Here is a 19,716-nt window from a genome sequence, read left to right on the forward strand (position 1 = left end):
ACAACTTACTGTAGATAAAGTACAGATTGTTGTAAAAGCTAGATATTAAATAAGTTCATTTTAAAGAAAAAATATATTAAATTGAATATATATATTGACAAAAAGAGACTTTCTGGAATATGTAAGGTGCTTATTTAAGAAAAGATTAAGATTGTGAACATGCATAGGTAGTTACAGAAAAAATCTAAATATCGATTTACCGATCCATATTGCAAAGATAATTCAAATAAAAATAAATAGAAATCCAACAAACCAATTTTTCGACTTTCCTTTTTTCCTGATTTCTTCTGCTTTGGCTCGATTTTCATCGATAACTATTGATGGAATTAATTTTAACGCCAATGAGATTCCGAGTGGGACAAGGATCAAGTCATCAAGATAGCCGAGAACAGGTATAAAATCGGGTATTTAATCGATTGGACTAAAAGCATAAGCCACTACACAAATAGCGACTACTTTTGTAAGCCAAGAGACTCTTTGATCTTTATTTGATAAATAAATCACAAATAAATATGTTTTAATTTTTTTGCAGAGCTTTTTATTTTATTTAATATATATTGTCTTTCCATTATGTTAATAACCTCCACTTAAATGTGATTATAAATTAAAAAAGAGGTTATTGAAAAGAATTATAATGAAACAATTCAAGGAAATAGTGAAGAAGTATACTTTACAATTTAAAGCGCTTATCAAGAGTTTATCTCTTTAATATAATAATTTAATCTAATATCTACATAAAAGGTTGTTGAATATTACAATAACAAACAGATTAGTAGATAGCCCAAGAAAGCCTGTAGTAAAAATATCTTTACAAGCTTACTACAGGCTTTCTAGGTTTATTATTAAAACTCAATCTTTATTTTTTGTGAATGATGTATTTTCTTTCCTTCTTGGTCAAAAACGTCACTTGTAGTGATTTCAATCCACTCAAGATTATCAGAATTTTCGACGATAAAGCCTAGATTCCCTTTTTTGCTAGCTTTACCTTCTAGTTCACCATTCAAGTCTTCTAGGTAAACATCTTTTTCCCAATCAAATTTTTCACCAGAGCTTGTCTCTAACAAAGCAATAGGTGCGAAACTAACCTTTTCTGACGTTGTATTTTCAATTTCAACAAACACTTTAACAAAATCAAATTCCTCTTCATGTGTTAAGACATGAAAATAATCGATTAAGCTATAGTCTGGTTTTAAATGAATGAGCTTCATATCTTTTATTCGAAGCTGAACTGGACCAATCTCATTCGTTGAATTGATGTAATTAATTGCTTTTAAGCTTGCTTCACCCTTTTCATCAGAAACAGTTTGATCTAATTCTAATAACGAACGATCATCAGTTACTTGGGGATTTGAATTATAATCATTTAAATAATCAGTAGGAATATCTCCTGTTTTTGCAGGTTTAGTAGCATCGTTAGAACAACCGACTATAAATAAAGATAAAAATAATGTAAGAGCAATTGTTTTTCTCAAGAAGACCCCTCCATCCCTTAAAAAAGAAGGGATGACATTTAAATCGTCAAACCCTTCAATTTATTTTCATGAATTATTTATCGTTAATAATCGTTTTATTTTTCCCTTTTTCTAAAATATCAAAAATAATTTTTGCATGATCTGTGTTTTCAATTTGTCCTACAAAGCGGTCGGATGAAGGTCCAAATGCATAAACAGGTACGTCTTCACCAGTGTGTCCACCTGTTGTCCAGCCTGTATTAGAACGGGTGTTAAAGATATTTTCAATTGCATTATCAATACTTACTGCTTTACCCGTCGCAGCAGCGTCTTTAACAGATTGTACTTCATCAGAAGTTAATTCAAGGTCAATATAATTTGTTAACGTTTCTTCCACATCAGCGCCATTTACAATTGCTTCTGCCATAAAGTCAGGTGTGCGTTTTGCAGCTTTGATTGGCTCACCAAACCAGTTATAAATACCATTAGCACCAATTGAATATCCACCAGTAGAGTGGTCAGCAGTAGCAACAACTAATGTGTGTTTGTCCTTTTTCGCAAACTCAATCGCTGCAGCAAATGCTTTTTCAAAGTCTTCCATTTCACTCATTGCACCAACGATGTCATTATCATGTCCTGCCCAGTCAATTTGACTTCCTTCAACCATTAAGAAGAAACCATCTTCGTCTTGGTTTAAACGCTCAATTGCAGAAGTTGTCATATCTTCTAATGAAGGTATACTCTCATCGCGGTCAAGCATTTTTGGCATTCCACGATCAGAAAATAAACCAAGTACTTGTCCACTATTATCATTTTGTAATTCTTCTTTATTTGTTACATAGCTAAATCCAGCATTTTGGAATTCTTCAACAAGGTTACGATCTTCACGATCAAATAGATCTGTTCCTCCTCCTAGAAGAACGTCTACTTTGTGTTCACCATTTACTAACTCATCAAAATAATCGTCTGCGATGGCATTCATATTTTTACGGCTTTCATCATGAGATCCAAAAGATGCAGGTGTAGCATGAGTGATTTCAGATGTTGCAACTAACCCTGTTGATTTCCCTTGTTCTTTTGCAGCCTCTAACACAGTCTTTACTTCAGAACCATCATTGTCAACTGCAATTGCATTATTATAAGTTTTAATACCAGCTGACATTGCTGTTGCAGCTGATGCAGAATCAGTTACATTTTGTTCAGGATCCTCTGGATATGTCATTTGTTGGCCCACTAAATATTTGTCAAGCTCTGTACGATCAACAAATTTACTATCAGTACTATCTTTTAAATAACGGTAAGCTGAAGTATATGAAACTCCCATTCCGTCTCCAATTAAAAAGATAACATTTTTAATTTCTGCATTATTTGACTTTACTGTTTTTGCTTCAGCAGAAGAAAACGTCCCACCTAAACTTCCAAGCACAACGGTAGACATAACAGCTAATGGGAATAATTTCTTTTTAAATCTCTTATTTAACATTTGATTTTCTCCTCCTTGTTTTTGACCAACAAATGCGATTATAGGTAAGTAGTTTTAAGTGGACTTTAAGGAGATGTAATTGTATTGTAAATGAATAAAACGGGTTAATTAGTCTTATTAAATATAAAAGTATGAGAATGTGGTGCGTTTACATTGTTAATTTTATAGGTAGATGTAACTAACAGCGTGATGCCTGGTGAAATATAATGGGTTTAAAAGAAAAAATAAACAATTTTCTAGTATTTTTTTAACGGTAAGTACTTTACAATACATTTACATTGATGACGGAAAATTTACATATACCTTCCTTTTTGATCCAAACTTACCAAAAGGGAGGGATTAAGAGAGAAATGCAAATATCAGATGTAGTATCTCTTATTTACCAAAACTAACTTTATACAAAGTGACTTTATCTATGTAAAAAAAATAACTGAAAGGATTTAGGGATGTATAGATTTTGGTGTATTGATAAAAATAAAATGACGTCGGAAAACGTCATCCTACGAGTATTTAGATAGATAAAAAAAGCACATTCGTGTGCTTTTTTATTTGGCGATTCGCGGAGATTATTTTTGCAGAAACTTGGAAGAGAGAATAAGTCATCAAAAGAAGGAGTGGGATGGAGCATGAAACGTTTGAGTACGTTTATGAAAATGGAGAAAGGTTTTTTCTTAATGGTCTCTACCTAGAATTGAAGACAAGTTCTTACTCCTAAGACTGTTCCTATGTTTTCCGTCCCAATAGGCATAAAGGCTTTCCCTATAAATCATTACTCTACTCAACTAACCATGGGAAATATTCTTTGGAGCCATTATTTTTTAAATAATTTCTTTTCTAGAGTAACTTAGATACTCTTTTACATTTAAACATTTTATTATATGTTCCATTTTGCTTGCCCACCTCTATTAGACAAATAAGGAAACCAGCAAACATAGAATGCAATCCAAACTAGGATGTTGTTTTTCCTGCCATTCAATTTTTCTTCTTAACATCTTCAGAGCGCTCAACAATTTCATGACATTCCTTAAGTATTGCTAGTTAAAAGTGGAAATCTCCATGAAAATTAGAAGAGGTAACGACCATCTAAAAAAGGCTGCATGAGTTATTGACCTTTTGAAAAGTGATATGCTAGAATCATTTAAGTATCATGAAAATGATTATTATTATCAATTGGAGGATTTTAACAAGAGGTTCCTTCTAGATGGATGTTTCTTATCGAGCTAGTATGCTTTTTAATAACCTAAGAATCAAGCTCAAGTATGATTATACTAGATAAAAAATGATAAATAGCCGTAAAATATCTGGTGTAATGTTAACAATGTTGGTGTTGAAAACTAGAAAGTTTGTTAGATATAGAAACTGTTTTAGCTAACAAGATTTTCATACAAATGCATATGACAGTAAATTATTGAAAGGGTGTAAATGGATGAAAAATATAGAGAAATATAAAAATGCATTTATCAATGTACTGGACTTGAAAGAAGATGATGTAAGTGAAGATTTAGCTCTTGGGAAAACGAGGGAATGGGATTCAATTGGACATATGGCACTCATTTCTGAGATTGAGGATGTTTTTGATGTTTCAATAGATTCAGAATGGATTACAGAATTCAACTCTTACCAGTCAGGTATTGAGCTTTTGGAACGCTTAGGAGTGAACTTTATTAATGAATAGCTTTAAAAAAATGGAGGAGTTTGGGAACCGCACCGCAGTATATGCTGAACGGAAATATTCTTACTTAGAAATGTTAGAAATTGCTGACGCAATCTGTGGTGAAATAGGTGAGAGAACGCTCGTTTTTAGCTTATGTTCAAATAATAAAGAGTCTTTATTTGGCTATGTGGGTTTTATTAGAGGTGGTATTGTGCCTGTACTTTTGGATGCATCCATCCATATTGATCAGCTGAGCAAATTAATTAACCTTTATAAGCCCACCTATATTTGGGCAAGTAGCGAAAATCAAGACCTATCAAAGTTAATGGATCGTGTATTTGTGTTTGGAAATTATACATTATTTAGGTGCCGTTCATTTTACCAACATGATCTTCATGAACATCTAGCTCTTCTTTTAACAACCTCTGGTAGTACTGGGAGTCCCAAATTCGTTCGTTTAAGTTATGAAAATATTTTTAATAACGCAGAATCAATATCATCGTACCTTGAAATCAATGCAGACGATAGACCTATAACAACACTTCCGATGAATTACTCCTATGGCCTCTCTATCATAAATAGTCATTTCATATGTGGGGCTACAATAATTTTAACCGATGCATCCATCATGAAAAAGGAGTTTTGGGACTTATGTAGAGAGCAACGAGTAACAACTTTTGGAGGAGTTCCTTTCGTGTACGAGATGCTTGATAGGCTGAAGTTTGAAGAGCTGCATCTTCCGAGTTTAAAAAAACTAACTCAAGCAGGTGGAAAATTAAGCTCTAGCCTATCGTCTAAATTTGCTAAAGTATGCAATCAGAAAGGAATTCAATTTTTCACCATGTATGGTCAAACAGAAGCAACGGCGCGTATGAGCTATTTACCATGGGAAAAAAATCTTGAAAAAGTCGGAAGTATTGGTATTGCCATTCCAGGTGGAGAACTTTATCTGCAAGATGACAATGACAACAAAATAACAACGCCCAACGTTTTGGGTGAATTGATATACAAGGGAGCAAATGTTTCTTTAGGATATGCTGATTCATTATTCGACCTTTCAAAAAAAGATGAGAACAGCGGTATTTTGTATACAGGTGATAAGGCTTACTTTGATCAAGATGGATATTTTTTTATAACTGGTCGAATTAAAAGAATGATTAAACTTTATGGTAACCGTATTAGCCTTGATGAAGTTGAAGGGTTTTTAAATGAAAATGGTCATGATTGTATCTGTGATGGGACAGATGACCAAATGAATATTTACACATTAAAAGATGATTCTGTCCAAATTAAAAAAATAATCAAGGAAAAATTAAACTTAAAAGGCTTTAAGATTATGAAAATTAAAGAAATCCCACGTAATCATTTTGGGAAAATTCTCTATTCTGAGTTGCGAAAATATGGATAATTTATAGTCACCCGGATGAGGAACAGGAAAAATATGATATACATGACAAGATTATAAAACTGAGATCTGAAAACTGTATGTAAATACTAGGTGAAACAATGAAAAAAGGAATGTGAAAGTAGTAAATTTTTTGTTAGTTTCTCAAGAGTTTCATCTACATATTTTAGGGTTCCAAGTAATTGGACAATGATAGGGTTATCTCTTGCATCGCATTTGAAAATTTTTTATTAGGTGATTGGATGACTTTTATATCAATTGAGTTTCTTCTATTCTTAGCAATAATTGTATTTACTTATTATTTAATCCCCCATCGATTCAGATGGCTTCTTTTAATAATTGCAAGCTACGTTTTTTACGCAATACTGAGTGTTCAATTTATACCTTTACTACTTACTAGCACAGCCTTCACTTATTTTACTGGGATTGTAATCGAAAAACAGGAGACAAAAAAACAAAAGAAAAAAGTCATGCTAGTTGGTATTTCAGGATTATTGTTTTTTCTCGGTTGGTTTAAATATTTTAATTTTGTAAATGACTCATTTCGAGCGATAGCAAAATACATGGATTGGAATTATACCTTACCATATCAAGAAATTGTCCTGCCTTTAGCCATTTCTTTTTATACCTTTCAGGCAGTTAGTTACCTTGTAGATATCTACTATGGAAAGCAAAAGGCAGAAAAACATTACGGCTATTTCTCGGTCTATTTTGCATTTTTTCCACAATTGGTTGCTGGGCCGATTGAACGTGCTAAGAAATTGCTTCCTCAATTTAAACAAGAACAAATTTTAGACTATGAAAATTTAAATTACGGCATAAAACGAATTGCATGGGGTTTTTTTAAGAAGACCTTAATTGCCGATCGACTAGCTCCTATTGTGTCGAGTGTGTTCGATAGTCCGAACCCGACTGGGTCTCAAATTGTACTCGCTACGATTCTATTTTCGATCCAATTGTTCACTGATTTTTCAGCACTTAGTGATATAGCCATTGGTTCTGCTAGAATGCTAGGGATTAAGCTGACAGAAAACTTTAAGCAACCTCACTTTGCCGTTTCGATATCCGATTTTTGGAGTAGATGGCATATCACGCTCTCTACATGGCTAAGGGACTATATTTTTGTTCCATTATGTAAGGGGAAAAAGAAGAGAAGTGAAATTTATGTTGCCATTGTGATCACCTTCTTAGTTAGTGGAATATGGCATGGAGCTGCTTGGACGTTTGTGATCTGGGGTCTCATTCATGGATTTTATCGTGTCTTTGGAGATTATACAAAGCATTTTCGTGCACAAATCGCTTCATTTATTCGAATAGATAGAACTCCAGAGCTGCATAAATGGGTGAAAATTGCAATAACTTTCCTGCTAGTTTGCTTTTCAAGAGTATTTTTTCGAACGGATACTGTTACACAAGCATTTGAAAACGCTCAGCTTTTTCTAAAATTAAGCTCTTGGAGATTCTCGGGGATTATGAAAGCATTTGAAATTTTTTCGTTGCTAGATTTAGTGATTTTTATTTCATTTTATATTGTTGTACAATTATTTTACTATATTGAAAGAAAAAATGTTTCAGCATGGGAATTTCTATCGCAAGGCTCGGTCTATGCTAGATTTGCCTTTTATATTTTTATTATTTTTTCGGTCCTTGTTTTCGGGGCTACAGGTAAGGGGTTTATTTATGGTGGGTTTTAATCCTCCCCATACGTAAATATGATTTCGTTAGATTTTGACGCAAGAAGTCATCTTAGCAGAAGAAGCACTGTGTGGAAAGGATTTACTATGAAACGTTTTTTCATCAAGTTAACAATCATTATACTTTTTGTAATCCTATTGTTTATACCAGTCAATCAATTCGTAAAGAATTCATATGATTATAACATAGACAATGCAATACTGGCTTTTAAGGAAAATCCATATCCGGTTGATATCATCAATGTAGGTGCTTCTCATTCCATGTATGGATATTATTTTAAGCCTACTGGTTTGTCCCATCTGGATTTAGCACTTCCTGCTCAGACGATTCAGTACGATTTTAAATTGTTGAGAGAGTATGGCAAGTATCTTAAACCTGGTGGTGTAGTGATCGTTTCTATCTCTCAAATTACATTCGCAAATTTTGAAACCAAGAACATAGGAAATTATTATAGAATATTGGATCGTACCGAAATTGAACCGTTTTCTTTAATTGATTATTACAGTTACTTGTACTTACCTGGGACAAATAGTGACAGTTTTAACTCTGCACTCTCGCGTGAATTGAGAAAATACAGATGGAATTCTCATCAACCTTGGGCAAATAACGGTAAGAACTATTCAGGGAGAAAGTATGAGAGAGTAGAAGCACAATACAAGGAAGCGGTTGAAAACAATAGCATTGAACAAAATATGAAGCAGCTAAAAGAGATTGTAGATTATAGTAAAGAGAAAGGCTATCAAGTCATATTAACCATGGAGCCGGTTCATCAGTCTTATCAAGAATATTTTAATGAAGAAGTAATGAATAGACTTGTTTTCCAGTACTTAAAAGCTCTTAAATTAGATGTTCCATTTTTAAATTATATGAATGATCCTAGATTCGCAAACAACAAAGAATACTTTAGCAATGCCGATCATTTAAACAGCAAGGGAAGAAAAAAGTACTCCTGGATAGTATACAAGGATCTTAAGAAAGTAGGTTATTTACAAGGGGGTTAATTACTAATAAAAAATTATATGAAAAATGTTCAGTTCTTGTTAAAGATTTTACTAACAACAAGCAACAATTTTGCAATAATATAATTGACAACAATTATCATTGTCGCTTAAAATTACAAACGCGAGTAATTGATAATGAATATCATTATGAAATATTTAATTCATTCATAGGGGGAAGGTAAATGAAGAGATCTATGAAAGCCTTATTCGTTGCTTTAACAACATTTACAATCATTTTTATATCTGGTTGTGGGCAATCAAATGAAACTACAACTGAATTTGCTACTGGGAAAAATGGAGCTGTGAACCTTTATACAAGCAGGCATTATGATACAGACACTGCAATTTACAAAAAATTTGAAGATCAGACAGGCATTAAAGTAAATATCGTTCAAGGTAATGGCAGTGAATTAATGGAACGACTCGAGCGAGAAGGAGAAGCAACTGAAGCGGATGTGTTTTTAACATCTGATGCTGGTAATTTAGCTCGTCTGAAGGAGAAGGGGTTAACACAATCTGCTGCAAGTGAAGTATTAGAAACAAACATTCCAGAAAAACTGCGTGATACTGATAATGAATGGTTTGGGTTAACAAAGCGGGCCCGTGTAATCGTATATGCGAAGGACCGTGTAAATCCAGCGGACCTATCAACGTATGAAGCATTAACAGATGCTAAATGGCAAGGAAAAGTGCTCATTCGTTCTTCCGAGAATATATACAATCAATCTCTTCTTGCATCTTTCATTGAATTAAATGGTGAAGAAAAGGCGAAAGAATGGGCAGCTGGTGTAGTAGCTAACATGGCACGAGAGCCTAAAGGTGGAGATATCGATCAGGTGAAAGCGGTAGTTGCAGGTGAAGGAGATATTGCAATTTCCAATACCTATTATGTTGGGAGATTACTAAATTCAACGAATCCAGAAGATGTAAAGATTGCCGAGCAAGTTGGAATATTTTTCCCTAACCAAGAGACAACTGGAACACACATCAACATAAGTGGGGCTACAGTGACAAAGCATGCCAAAAACGTGGACAATGCTGTTAAGTTCCTTGAATTCTTATCAAGTGAAGAAGCACAAGCAGCATTTGCAGAAGGAAATAATGAATATCCGGTGAATGAATCTGTAGATGCTACTGAAACATTAAAGTCGTGGGGAGAGTTTAAGGAGCAGGACATTAACTTAACAATCCTAGGTGAAAACAATGCACGTGCTATTCAAATTTTCAATGAAGTTGGTTGGAAATAAAAGTTTTATAGAATGATGCCGTACTCTGAATATCGGGGTGCGGTTTATGTGTTTTAACTCTATTAATGAACAATGTTGATTTTTTGCACGATGTAGATATAGACGCTTGACTTCGATGGTCGACTCTTACGTACGATGCGGTTCAGATGAGAGCCCCTGCAAGATATAAAGAGATATGGGGGCTCAGCAACCGCCTACGGAAAGCGACCATCCTGTAACGGCGATCAACAAAGGTAGCCATGTTTTAAAGTGAAATGGAAATGATAATGAAGATTGATAAAGATCTTTGAAGGTGGGGTTAAAAATGAGGTTTGTTCAACAAGTGAAGCGACAACTTAATGTATGGGCAGTTCTTAGTTTTTTATTTATTTTATTTATTTTATTACCGAATTTTTTAATTGGCACACATTTCTTTACAACCCCCAATGAAAACTGGAATCATATAAAAGATTATTTATTAAAAGAAATCGTAATGAATACGTTATTTTTAATGAGTTTTACAGGATTTTTCACAACGATTATTGGGACGAGTTTAGCATGGATTGTCACCGCTTATCAGTTTCCTTTTCGAAAATTTTTTAGATGGGGATTAATCTTACCATTAGCCATTCCACCATTTATTGGGGCTTATACGTATCACGGAATCTTAAATTACACAGGAATTATTCAAGCCACTTTAAGAAATCAATTTGATATAAAAGTGAATCAGGACTACTTCAATATAATGACTATTCCAGGGGCTATATTTATATTCACGATGTTTTTATTCCCTTACATATTTGTTATAACAAAGAGCTTCTTTCAAAATCAATCTTCTTCTATTGTTGAAAATGCGAGACTTTTAGGTGGAGGACCATTTGAGATATTTTTCCGGGTCATCTTACCGATTTCAAGAGCTGCTATTGTTGGTGGTGTAACGATTGTCATGCTTGAGGTCATTAATGATTATGGCGTCGTTAAATATTATGGAATTCAAACATTTATCACCTCCATTTTTCAAACTTGGTTTGCAATGGATGATCTTGATTCTGCCTTCAAGTTAGCTGGAACATTGATGATTGTTGTTATAGCTGTTCTCATCTTAGAGAAATTCATAAGAGGAAGAAAAAGATTTAGTTACACTACTACAAAAATTAGACCGATACAACCTAAGGAGGTTCAAGGTCCAAAAGCTTGGTTGTTAACCTTTTACTGTTTATCTATTTTTACCTTTGCTTTTGCTATTCCATTCATACAACTCATTCATTGGATTTATATGACCTATGAAAGAATTGTATCCATGAAATTTATTGAGTTAGTAAGGAATTCTTTTTTTGCTGGATCAATCTCAGCTGTGATGGTTGTTGTGATTGGACTAATAATTGCCAACTATACTCGCATACACAAGGGGATAGTTCCGAAGTTGTTCTCAAAGATAACGGTACTAGGCTATTCTGTGCCAGGAGCTATCATTGCCATAGGAATTATTACAATTTTCATAGCTTTGGATCAATGGATCATCTCATTATTTGCATTTTTTGGTAAAAATCCTTTTATTGTTTTCCGAACAAGTATAGTGATGTTAATTTCTGCATATGTCATTCGATTTCTTACGGTTGGTTATAGTTCCATTGAAGCAGGATTTGAGAAAATTGGTACTAATTTTACCGAAGCTTCGAGAACTTTAGGAGTATCAACTGTAAAAACCTTTTTTCGTATAGATATTGTGATGGTACGAGGGGCAGTAGTGGGCGGATTTATCCTTGTCTTTGTAGATATTTTAAAAGAACTTCCCCTTACGCTATTATTACAGCCCTTTAATTTTCATACATTAGCAACGAAAGCTTTTCAGTATGCGAATGATGAAATGATGAGTGAAGCAGCCTCTGCTTCCATGATGATTATCCTCATCAGTGGAATTAGTATTTACTTCTTTCATAAAGTACTTGATAAGGAGGGACAAAACTAGTGTTTGTAGATATAAAGAACTTATCCTATACGTATAAAAATACGAATGAACCAACCATTAAGGATTTCTCCCTACAAATGAAAAAGGGAGACATCATCTCTATTCTCGGTGAAAGTGGGAGTGGGAAAAGTACAATCTTACGATTAATTGCAGGGTTAGAAATTCCAATGAGTGGATCGATAACCATGAACAATCGAAGGATTTTTGATGAACGGACGTATATACCACCTGAAAAAAGAGAAGTGGGTATGGTCTTTCAAGATTATGCACTATTTCCACATATGACAGTTGCGAATAATATAAAGTATGGCTTACGAAAGATGAATAAAAAGGAAAAAAAAGAAAGAATTGAGGAAATGCTCTCTTTAGTGAACCTATCCAAATATAAAGATCGATACCCTTTTGAGTTAAGTGGAGGGCAGCAACAACGTGTTGCACTTGCAAGAGCATTAGCACCTGCTCCCACTTTATTAGTATTCGATGAACCATTTAGCAATCTTGATACTTATCTCCAAATTAGAATAAGGGATGAGTTGAGAGAGATTTTAAAACAAACAGGGATTACATCTATTTTTGTAACTCATGATCAAGAAGATGCAAAAGTTCTTGCTGACGAAATAATTTATTTAGAAAATGGAAAAATGATATGGAAGGGCACACCAGAAGAATTATTACCCTATTCTCAAGGTAGCCAGCTTAATCATATGAAAGAGAAAGAGGTGTATAAGAGTGTGCCATAAGGTGTACTCTTTTTTTACAATGAGGAGTTTAGGATAGGAATTTATAATCCTTGCTGATTCTGACAAGCTAAGAAATTGAAGTTTATATCTTACTAAGAGTGAAGATATGAAAGATGAACTCATCTCTACTGAACACATTGTGTTAATTATAACTGCTGTTAGAGTTGGTACGCTTGCACGTTAATCTCAGGAAAAGTAGAAGATTCAATAAACCAATATTCAAATACAATAAATAGAAACGTTTAGTAAAAAAACTATAGAGTTGTCAGTAAGATCATTACTCCATTCATCATTTTATCTACTATGATAACATTTTGCTAAAGTACTCAAATGCAAAACGGTAAAACCCGGTTAACGAAGTTACAGACGAAATTTAACAAGCCCTTGATATCTCTTACTCTACGCACAAATGGTAAGAGATATTACACACCTCACCTTACGGGCGGTATGATGTGATGACCGTTCAAACCCTTGATGTATAAGGGTTCATATGCAATCTGCTAACAAAATAATATCATTAGATATGTAAAAAAGACTTCTCATTAATTGGTTAAACTTTTGAGAAGCCTTTTGCTTTTACTGACATTAGAGGTGATGTGAATCAATAATAATCACAATCACTCATCAATCTGTGATTAACTCCATACTTTATTCTTATTGCTATTTTTGTTAAATTCATGCAGGTAATGGCTTATCAACTTACCATTTCTATTTTATCGTGTTTACATTCAAGTATCCGGATAAAGCAAATGGATGCAAACCATTAGTAAATCTGAAACCATACGATAACAATAGACGAGCCACCGCGAATGGGGGAACAAGATACAGGTCCGTATAACGGAGATATAAACAACCAAAAGTTTGTTGAAAAAGATACTTTAACGTTTGATGTTAACCCAGATTTAGTAAACAGTAAAGGGAAAAAGATCATCTAGCAATCAAATTAATAGATTATAGACACAATAAACCTAATAATGAGGTGAGTAGATCATCTATTACATGATCTACTCACCTCAGGTTTTAATTAAGCGTTTAACCCAATTTACTATCTTCAACAATAAAAGCGCCATTCTTGAATAAGGATGTCGCTCTTTTTCATTTATATGGACAGATCGTGGAGCAACAGTTAAAAGATTGTGAAGAAATATAGTTAATGTTTAAGAAGGACTATCAAAATAATAAACGAAATATTATTCATATTGCTAAGATACTAAGGAGGAAGGCATTTGAAAATTGATTACTTCATTTTTAATTCAATCCCAAATAAAGATGTTTTAAATGGAATTATAGAATTGCATAAAGTTATTTTTGCGACTTCTGATGATTTGATTAACAAAATGGTAAATAAACCTAAATTATTGGTGATTATTGCAATGAATGATACCAAAGTTATTGGATATAAGATTGGATATGAACTTGATAATAATAAATATTATAGTTGGTTAGGTGGGGTGGATACTTATTACAGAAAACATGGTATTGCTTCTGAGTTAATGGAAAGACAACATCAATATTTAAAGGAAAATGGTTATAGTATTGTTCAAACAAAAACAATGAATAAATGGCGTAATATGTTAGTCTTGAATATAAAAAATGGATTTGATGTCATTGATACTTATACTGACGAAAAAGGATTACATAAAATAATTCTTGAAAAGAAATTAATCAACTAACAGTGTTCTTTAGTTACAGTACGATCTTCCACAATCAAAGCGCTTATCTTGAATAAAGATAAGTATGCCATGTTAAGGGCTAGTTTAAGATTAATTAGAAAGAAATGGAGATTGTGAAGGAATGTGGCTTGAATTGTGCTAGAGTATAGGAAGACACTAGGCCTTGTGCTTTCATTATTCGTCCGATTCGACGTCTAGAAACAACCTTCCCACGTTTTGCTAGTTCCTTTTTAATTTTACGAGTCCCATAGTTTTGAAAACTCTCGTGAAAAATCTCAACAATATCTGAACTGAAGTCATCTTCAGCCTGACGCTCTTTTGCTTCATAGTAATAAGTACTTCTAGGTATTTGTAGGGCTTTGCACATTGCTGATATCGAGTATTTGTGCTGGTTATTCTTAATCACATTTACTGTCGTCCTAGTATCAGCGCGGCTTGCTTTAAAATGTCATTCTCCATTTCTAATTGCTTATTTCGCTTTCTAAGTTCAGCTAGTTCCTTTTGTTCAGCTGTTAAATTGTCCTTTGACATCCTCACTTTGATATAACAACTTCGCCTTTAACACCGACCCACAAAAGTTATTTCCCCGTTGGCGTATCGTCATCTATATCAATAATCGGTTCGTAAAGCTATGCATTCCAAGTTCAACGGTTGCTGTACTCTCCTTCAACATTTCTACAATTTCATTGCTGCTTTCCCACGTAGCATCTTCTGTGAATAAAGATGAAAGTTCTTTAAAATAGATTTCCTTGCAATACCACCCCTTATCTACATAGTGTCCGTAAGTTGCTTGTATTTTCCAAATGGCCTCGATGTCTTCAAGTTGCTGAATACGTTGATTCATTTGTTTTATTTTCTAACATGTGATTCTCTCCACTTCGTATAGTCATATAAGATGACTAACCTTCATGACCATTTATTTCTAATTATTAAAATTAACTATTTTAAAATTTAAACGAAGGTAAAGTTAACTCATGAAAGTGAGTGAATAAAAACTGACTCTCTAAATGACCGTGGTATAATTCAAGTGCTGTCATTGCCTCGCTTTCTATTGCCTTAATTCTACTGATTTCATAAAGAATATCGGCTTTTAAAAGACCTTCATAGTCATTTTCCAAAAGATCCAAAGCATTGTAAAATAGAGAAAGAGCTTTATTGGTATCATTCAATAGGTTTTTATAAAATTTTCCTTCTAAGTAAAAGTTTCTAGAGCGAATTATTTTACAGTCTATATCAATAAGAATAGTTTTTGATTTATTAATTAATTTTTTGATAAATTGAATATCAGGGCTGTTTTCTAATAAAACATAGATTCCTAATTGGTATATAGATAAACTAGTTTCTTTAAATTCATCCATTTGAAAAACCATTTCAGCATCAATCCAAAATATTTCTTTTAATTTAGTAACTAATTCTGCTCCTGGATAAGAAGTCATAATAGTATAAATAGTTAAAGCCCAGCCTCTAAAAATTCCCTCTTTATCGTTTTTTAGATGAAGTTTTTCTCTTAATAAGAGCAATTCTTCTCTAATATCCCCAATTTTTATATTCTCTAGATATCTAATAAGTAAATTAATATATTCTGTTTCAAGAGGATAAATTAAGTGATGATGGACATTATTTATACTCTTTAGAGCTTTTGAATAGGATCCAATATAGAGATAAAGGATAGATAGATTAAAATATATGTTATCTCTTTCTTCCTTTGTAATGGTAGGACTTTCATTTGAGAGAGCCAAAGCTCTGTCAAGAAAGTTTAAACTCTTAGATATCCTTTTTTCATCAAACCAAATACTTGCGATCGCATTATATGCTTTTAATTTCAAGCGTAAATTGTAATTATTGTTTTCTTCCAAATTAATTACTTTTAATAAGTATTCTTCTGCTTTTTTATTATTATTTTTTCTTAAATTATAGATTCCATTAAGGAATTGATAATCAATATCTCTACTTTTAATTTGATATGTATCAATTTTGATCTTAAAAGTTGAGAGTTCTTTTTCTACATAATGCCATTGTTTTAGACCAATTAAATCTTTAATTTTTTGTATTTGATAGTCAATTTCTCTTAACCTTTCATGAATGTTCGGATCAGAAAAGTAACTGATGGGTGTATTTAGTTTTTCACTAAACTGCTTTAAGTCCTGATTAGATACAGGAATATTCCCGTTTTCTATATTACTTAACTTGCCAACAGAACAAATTCCCTTAGCTAATTCTCCTAAGGTCATACCTATTTCTTTTCTTTTTGCTCTTATTCTTTCTCCGATGTTGTTATGTCTAGGTATTTGATTGCTCATATAAATTCTCCTTTTTCATTTCCTGATCAAAGTAAATATCATTACTATTTTACTATGTCTATGATAATAATCGTAATCTTAGTGTGTTTTTGCGTTAAGAATTACTCTATTTATAAGAATAAATGAATTTTTTTGTATTTTTTTACAAAAATATCATTGAAATTTTATTTGTTGGTGCTATAATTTAATCTATAATTCAAAGAGGTAGTTCGAAAGTCACTTTAATTGTAAGGTCTAATGTCTGATGTAGAGCAGTGAACCTGTCGCTTATTAACATTGACTTTACTTATTATTAAGGAGAATTAGGAATTTTAGTAGCGTACCTGCTAAAACACTAAAACACTTCCTTTCTAGAACGGGATACGTCTAGTAAGAAAGTGTTTTTTTTGTTGGGATCTTAATTATCAGAAGACAGAAGACTTATTGAGCTTGTATTGTAAGCACTTATAAAAGACGGAAAGAGGGAAAGGCATGTTTAAGAGGATGAAATTGAAGTTAAAATTAGGGGCTAAAATAAACCTTATTGTTTTCGGTATTGTCCTGTTACTTTCTATTGTTATAGGCGTTGTAGTTGTTCGGGAAGTTACAGATGGTATAAAAACATTTGCAATTGAAAAAGCAAAAGGGGACCTTGCTTTAAGTGAACGTTATATTAACAACAAGTATCCAGGTGAGTGGCATATTGATAACGGAAAATTATTTAAAGGTGATGTTTCATTCAATGATAACTATGAAGCCGTTGATAAAATAGGGCAAGATACTGGGGATACTGTAACAATATTCCAAGGAGATACACGAATCGCAACTAATGTGAAAGTTAATGGAGATAGAGCTGTTGGTACAAAAGTGTCACATCAAGTTGCAGATGCTGTGCTAAAAGAAGGCAATAACTATTATGGTCAAGCAACTGTGGCTGGGAAAACCTATCAAACCGCTTATATGCCAATTAAAGATAAAAATGGAGTGGCAATTGGTATTCTCTATGTAGGAGCGCCACAAACAATTATAGATGATATATTGTCCTCGTTTTTAACAATATTTCTAATTTTAGTGATTTCCATCATTTTAATTGCTACTTTCATTGTTTTATGGTTTACACGAGGATTAACAAAACGACTTACTACTATTTCAACAGCATTAGAAAATGCAGGTTACGGTGACTTTACTACAACTATTATTGATGAAACTGGTGATGAACTAAGTGATCTTTCAAAAAGTTTTAATAATATGAAGGAAAACCTAAGTCATTTGATCCAAAATGTTATGAAATCTTCAGAACTAGTTGCTTCTTCTTCAGAGGAATTAACTGCTGGAGCTGAACAAACTAGTAAGGCCACAGAACATATTACAGATGCAATCCAACAAATTGCAAATGGATCAGAATCTCAAACACAAAGTGTTGAAGAAAGTGCTCGCGCTCTTGAGGAATTATCCATAGGGATTGCAAACATTGCTGATAGTTCTTCATTACTGGCAGAGTCTGGCGTGGAAGCTAGTGATCGTGCAAAACAAGGTGGAGTATATGTTCAAGAAACCGCTGAACAAATGAACACTATCCATTCTTCAGTTAATGAAACCAGTCATGTTATTAAATTGTTGGATGAAAGATCAAAGCAAATTGGTGATATTACGAATGCAATAACAGATATAGCTAATCAGACAAACCTATTAGCCTTAAACGCTACAATTGAAGCGGCACGTGCAGGGGAACATGGAAAGGGATTTGCTGTAGTGGCTGATGAAGTTAGAAAACTAGCTGAACAGTCTCAAAGTTCATCTAAACAAATCTCTGAATTAATTGTACAAATACAGAATGATATGACTCATTCTAACAACTCAATGGAGCAAGTCAAACAAGAAGTACAAAATGGATTAGGTATTGTTTCTAAGACACAATCAAGTTTCGATGGAATTTTAAAATCAATGGATGCAATGGGGAAACAGGTTGATGAAATGGCTGCAACTGCTCAACAAATGTCAGCTAGTACACAAGAAGTATCTGCAACTGTAACAGGCATAACAACTATTTCAAGAGATTCCTCTATGCACAGCCAAAGTGTAGCTGCATCCGCAGAAGAACAATTAGCTTCAGTGGAGGAAATATCTGATTCTGCTACAAGCTTATCAAAAATAGCAACTGAATTAAAAAATACTGTAAGCAAATTCAAAATTAGAACAGGTTAAATATAGCAACTTAAGAAATGGATTAACTTTAAAATAAAGAGGGGCAAGGAAGAATATCCCTCATAGTCTATATTCGTGTTTAATATGAGGGTAATTCTTTAATAACTATCGATGATTTTGAAGTGCAAGACTAAAAATTCCCTTGATCAGATGGAATAACACTATTTGATAAAGCTGTTAATTGCTAAATGATAATTTTTTAGTATACAGATAGTTTATTAACTATGGAGGTTAATAAAAGAGATGAAAATGAGAACCTATAAACATTGGACAACAAAAGAAGATTTTAAATTAATCAATTTACGAAATAAAGGTAAAAAGTATAGAGAAATAGCTGATATTTTGGATAGGTCTCCTTTAAGTGTTGAAAAAAGGTACAGAAAAATTAAATATCTAGACATGTATGCTGTTTCACACTAAAAGGAGAATTGATATGGAGAATACTAAGGAACAACTGTCAAACAACATAGAATTAGTACGAGAAGAAATGATACAAGCTGTTGTAAAATATGGCTTACAAAATGAAAGAACAGTAAAGCTTAGTCAAAAATTAGATAGATTGATTGTTGCATTTCAAAAAAGTACATTAAAAAGTTCTTGTGACAACAGTGTTTGTCTTAGGAAGTCTAAATTAGGGTGAGGATTTATATTCTTGCTCTTTTTTATATATTTTTCTAAAGAGAGCGAAGCGTGTATACCATTGGTGTATAAAATGCACCAAATGTTGAGTGGCGATAAAGTTGTTTTAATTCTATAAATTCGTTTAAAAATAATACAGTTGTTTAAAATACTCCATTCAAACTATTGAAAAAACAGGCATTAATGTTGGGAAATTAAATTATATATACAAACGTTCTTTGTAAGGGAAGCTTAATTCCTTAATAACTTTAGTGAAACAATGTGTACTCGTTTTGCTAATACCATTAGACTAATGA

Annotated in this window: 17 protein-coding genes and 1 pseudogene; 12 read left to right on the forward strand and 6 right to left on the reverse strand. The window is 32.9% G+C overall.

Annotated features, from left to right (window positions below):
- Window positions 1-222: 222 nt before the first annotated feature.
- From COD11_RS28180 to COD11_RS11270, 3 genes are all read right to left on the reverse strand, one after another.
- Window positions 223-408: a YkvA family protein gene (locus COD11_RS28180; protein WP_442920053.1), complete on the reverse strand. Its 186-nt coding sequence runs from the start codon at window positions 406-408 to the stop codon at window positions 223-225.
- Between the two features lie 434 nt (window positions 409-842).
- Window positions 843-1,472, reverse strand: a complete 630-nt coding sequence (locus tag COD11_RS11265; protein ID WP_098797024.1) for a hypothetical protein — start codon at window positions 1,470-1,472, stop codon at window positions 843-845.
- Window positions 1,473-1,545: 73 nt separating this feature from the next.
- A complete protein-coding gene (locus tag COD11_RS11270; RefSeq protein ID WP_141549677.1) occupies window positions 1,546-2,934 on the reverse strand; it encodes an alkaline phosphatase in 1,389 nt (462 codons plus the stop codon).
- Between the two features lie 1,426 nt (window positions 2,935-4,360).
- Between COD11_RS11270 and COD11_RS11275 the strand changes: the two genes are divergently transcribed.
- From COD11_RS11275 to COD11_RS11310, 9 genes are all read left to right on the forward strand, one after another.
- Window positions 4,361-4,609, forward strand: a complete 249-nt coding sequence (locus tag COD11_RS11275; protein WP_098797025.1) for an acyl carrier protein — start codon at window positions 4,361-4,363, stop codon at window positions 4,607-4,609.
- Window positions 4,602-5,996, forward strand: a complete 1,395-nt coding sequence (locus COD11_RS11280) for an AMP-binding protein (protein WP_098797026.1) — start codon at window positions 4,602-4,604, stop codon at window positions 5,994-5,996. Before COD11_RS11275 ends, COD11_RS11280 begins: the two co-directional genes overlap by 8 nt.
- A gap of 179 nt (window positions 5,997-6,175) precedes the next feature.
- The gene (locus COD11_RS11285; protein WP_231309822.1) at window positions 6,176-7,687 is read left to right on the forward strand and encodes an MBOAT family O-acyltransferase; all 1,512 of its coding nucleotides are present in this window, start codon (window positions 6,176-6,178) and stop codon (window positions 7,685-7,687) included.
- Between the two features lie 87 nt (window positions 7,688-7,774).
- Window positions 7,775-8,689 carry a hypothetical protein gene (locus COD11_RS11290; protein WP_098797058.1) on the forward strand — a complete coding sequence of 305 codons (915 nt, stop codon included), beginning with the start codon at window positions 7,775-7,777 and terminating at the stop codon, window positions 8,687-8,689.
- Between the two features lie 182 nt (window positions 8,690-8,871).
- On the forward strand, window positions 8,872-9,936 hold the full coding sequence (locus tag COD11_RS11295; RefSeq protein ID WP_098797027.1) for a Fe(3+) ABC transporter substrate-binding protein: 1,065 nt from the start codon (window positions 8,872-8,874) through the stop codon (window positions 9,934-9,936).
- Between the two features lie 304 nt (window positions 9,937-10,240).
- The gene (locus COD11_RS11300; protein WP_098797028.1) at window positions 10,241-11,884 is read left to right on the forward strand and encodes an ABC transporter permease; all 1,644 of its coding nucleotides are present in this window, start codon (window positions 10,241-10,243) and stop codon (window positions 11,882-11,884) included.
- A complete protein-coding gene (locus COD11_RS11305; protein ID WP_098797029.1) occupies window positions 11,884-12,624 on the forward strand; it encodes an ABC transporter ATP-binding protein in 741 nt (246 codons plus the stop codon). Before COD11_RS11300 ends, COD11_RS11305 begins: the two co-directional genes overlap by 1 nt.
- Window positions 12,625-13,433: 809 nt before the next feature.
- Window positions 13,434-13,559: a hypothetical protein gene (locus COD11_RS27485; RefSeq protein ID WP_255301604.1), complete on the forward strand. Its 126-nt coding sequence runs from the start codon at window positions 13,434-13,436 to the stop codon at window positions 13,557-13,559.
- Window positions 13,560-13,850: 291 nt separating this feature from the next.
- A complete protein-coding gene (locus COD11_RS11310; RefSeq protein WP_098797030.1) occupies window positions 13,851-14,297 on the forward strand; it encodes a GNAT family N-acetyltransferase in 447 nt (148 codons plus the stop codon).
- A gap of 118 nt (window positions 14,298-14,415) precedes the next feature.
- Here the strand turns inward: COD11_RS11310 and COD11_RS11315 are convergent.
- The 3 genes and pseudogenes from COD11_RS11315 to COD11_RS11325 form a co-directional block, all read right to left on the reverse strand.
- Window positions 14,416-14,822, reverse strand: a pseudogene (locus tag COD11_RS11315) (IS3 family transposase); the annotation flags it as partial.
- 79 nt (window positions 14,823-14,901) lie between these two features.
- The gene (locus COD11_RS11320) at window positions 14,902-15,141 is read right to left on the reverse strand and encodes a nuclear transport factor 2 family protein (RefSeq protein ID WP_098797032.1); all 240 of its coding nucleotides are present in this window, start codon (window positions 15,139-15,141) and stop codon (window positions 14,902-14,904) included.
- A 100-nt stretch (window positions 15,142-15,241) separates the two neighbouring features.
- Entirely contained in the window at window positions 15,242-16,597 is a 1,356-nt protein-coding gene (locus tag COD11_RS11325; protein ID WP_098797033.1) for a helix-turn-helix transcriptional regulator, read from the reverse strand.
- Window positions 16,598-17,080: 483 nt separating this feature from the next.
- On the opposite strand from COD11_RS11325, the gene COD11_RS11330 reads away from it, so the two are divergent.
- The 3 genes from COD11_RS11330 (at window position 17,081) to COD11_RS11335 (ending at window position 19,421) form a co-directional block, all read left to right on the forward strand.
- Window positions 17,081-18,781 carry a methyl-accepting chemotaxis protein gene (locus COD11_RS11330; RefSeq protein WP_098797059.1) on the forward strand — a complete coding sequence of 567 codons (1,701 nt, stop codon included), beginning with the start codon at window positions 17,081-17,083 and terminating at the stop codon, window positions 18,779-18,781.
- 243 nt (window positions 18,782-19,024) lie between these two features.
- Window positions 19,025-19,201, forward strand: coding sequence for a Myb-like DNA-binding domain-containing protein (locus COD11_RS26500; RefSeq protein ID WP_141549678.1), 177 nt, complete (start codon window positions 19,025-19,027; stop codon window positions 19,199-19,201).
- 13 nt (window positions 19,202-19,214) lie between these two features.
- Entirely contained in the window at window positions 19,215-19,421 is a 207-nt protein-coding gene (locus COD11_RS11335) for an aspartyl-phosphate phosphatase Spo0E family protein (protein ID WP_141549679.1), read from the forward strand.
- Window positions 19,422-19,716 lie beyond the last annotated feature (295 nt).

Source organism: Bacillus sp. AFS040349 (assembly GCF_002577655.1).
In the GTDB taxonomy this organism is placed as follows: domain Bacteria; phylum Bacillota; class Bacilli; order Bacillales; family Bacillaceae; genus Metabacillus.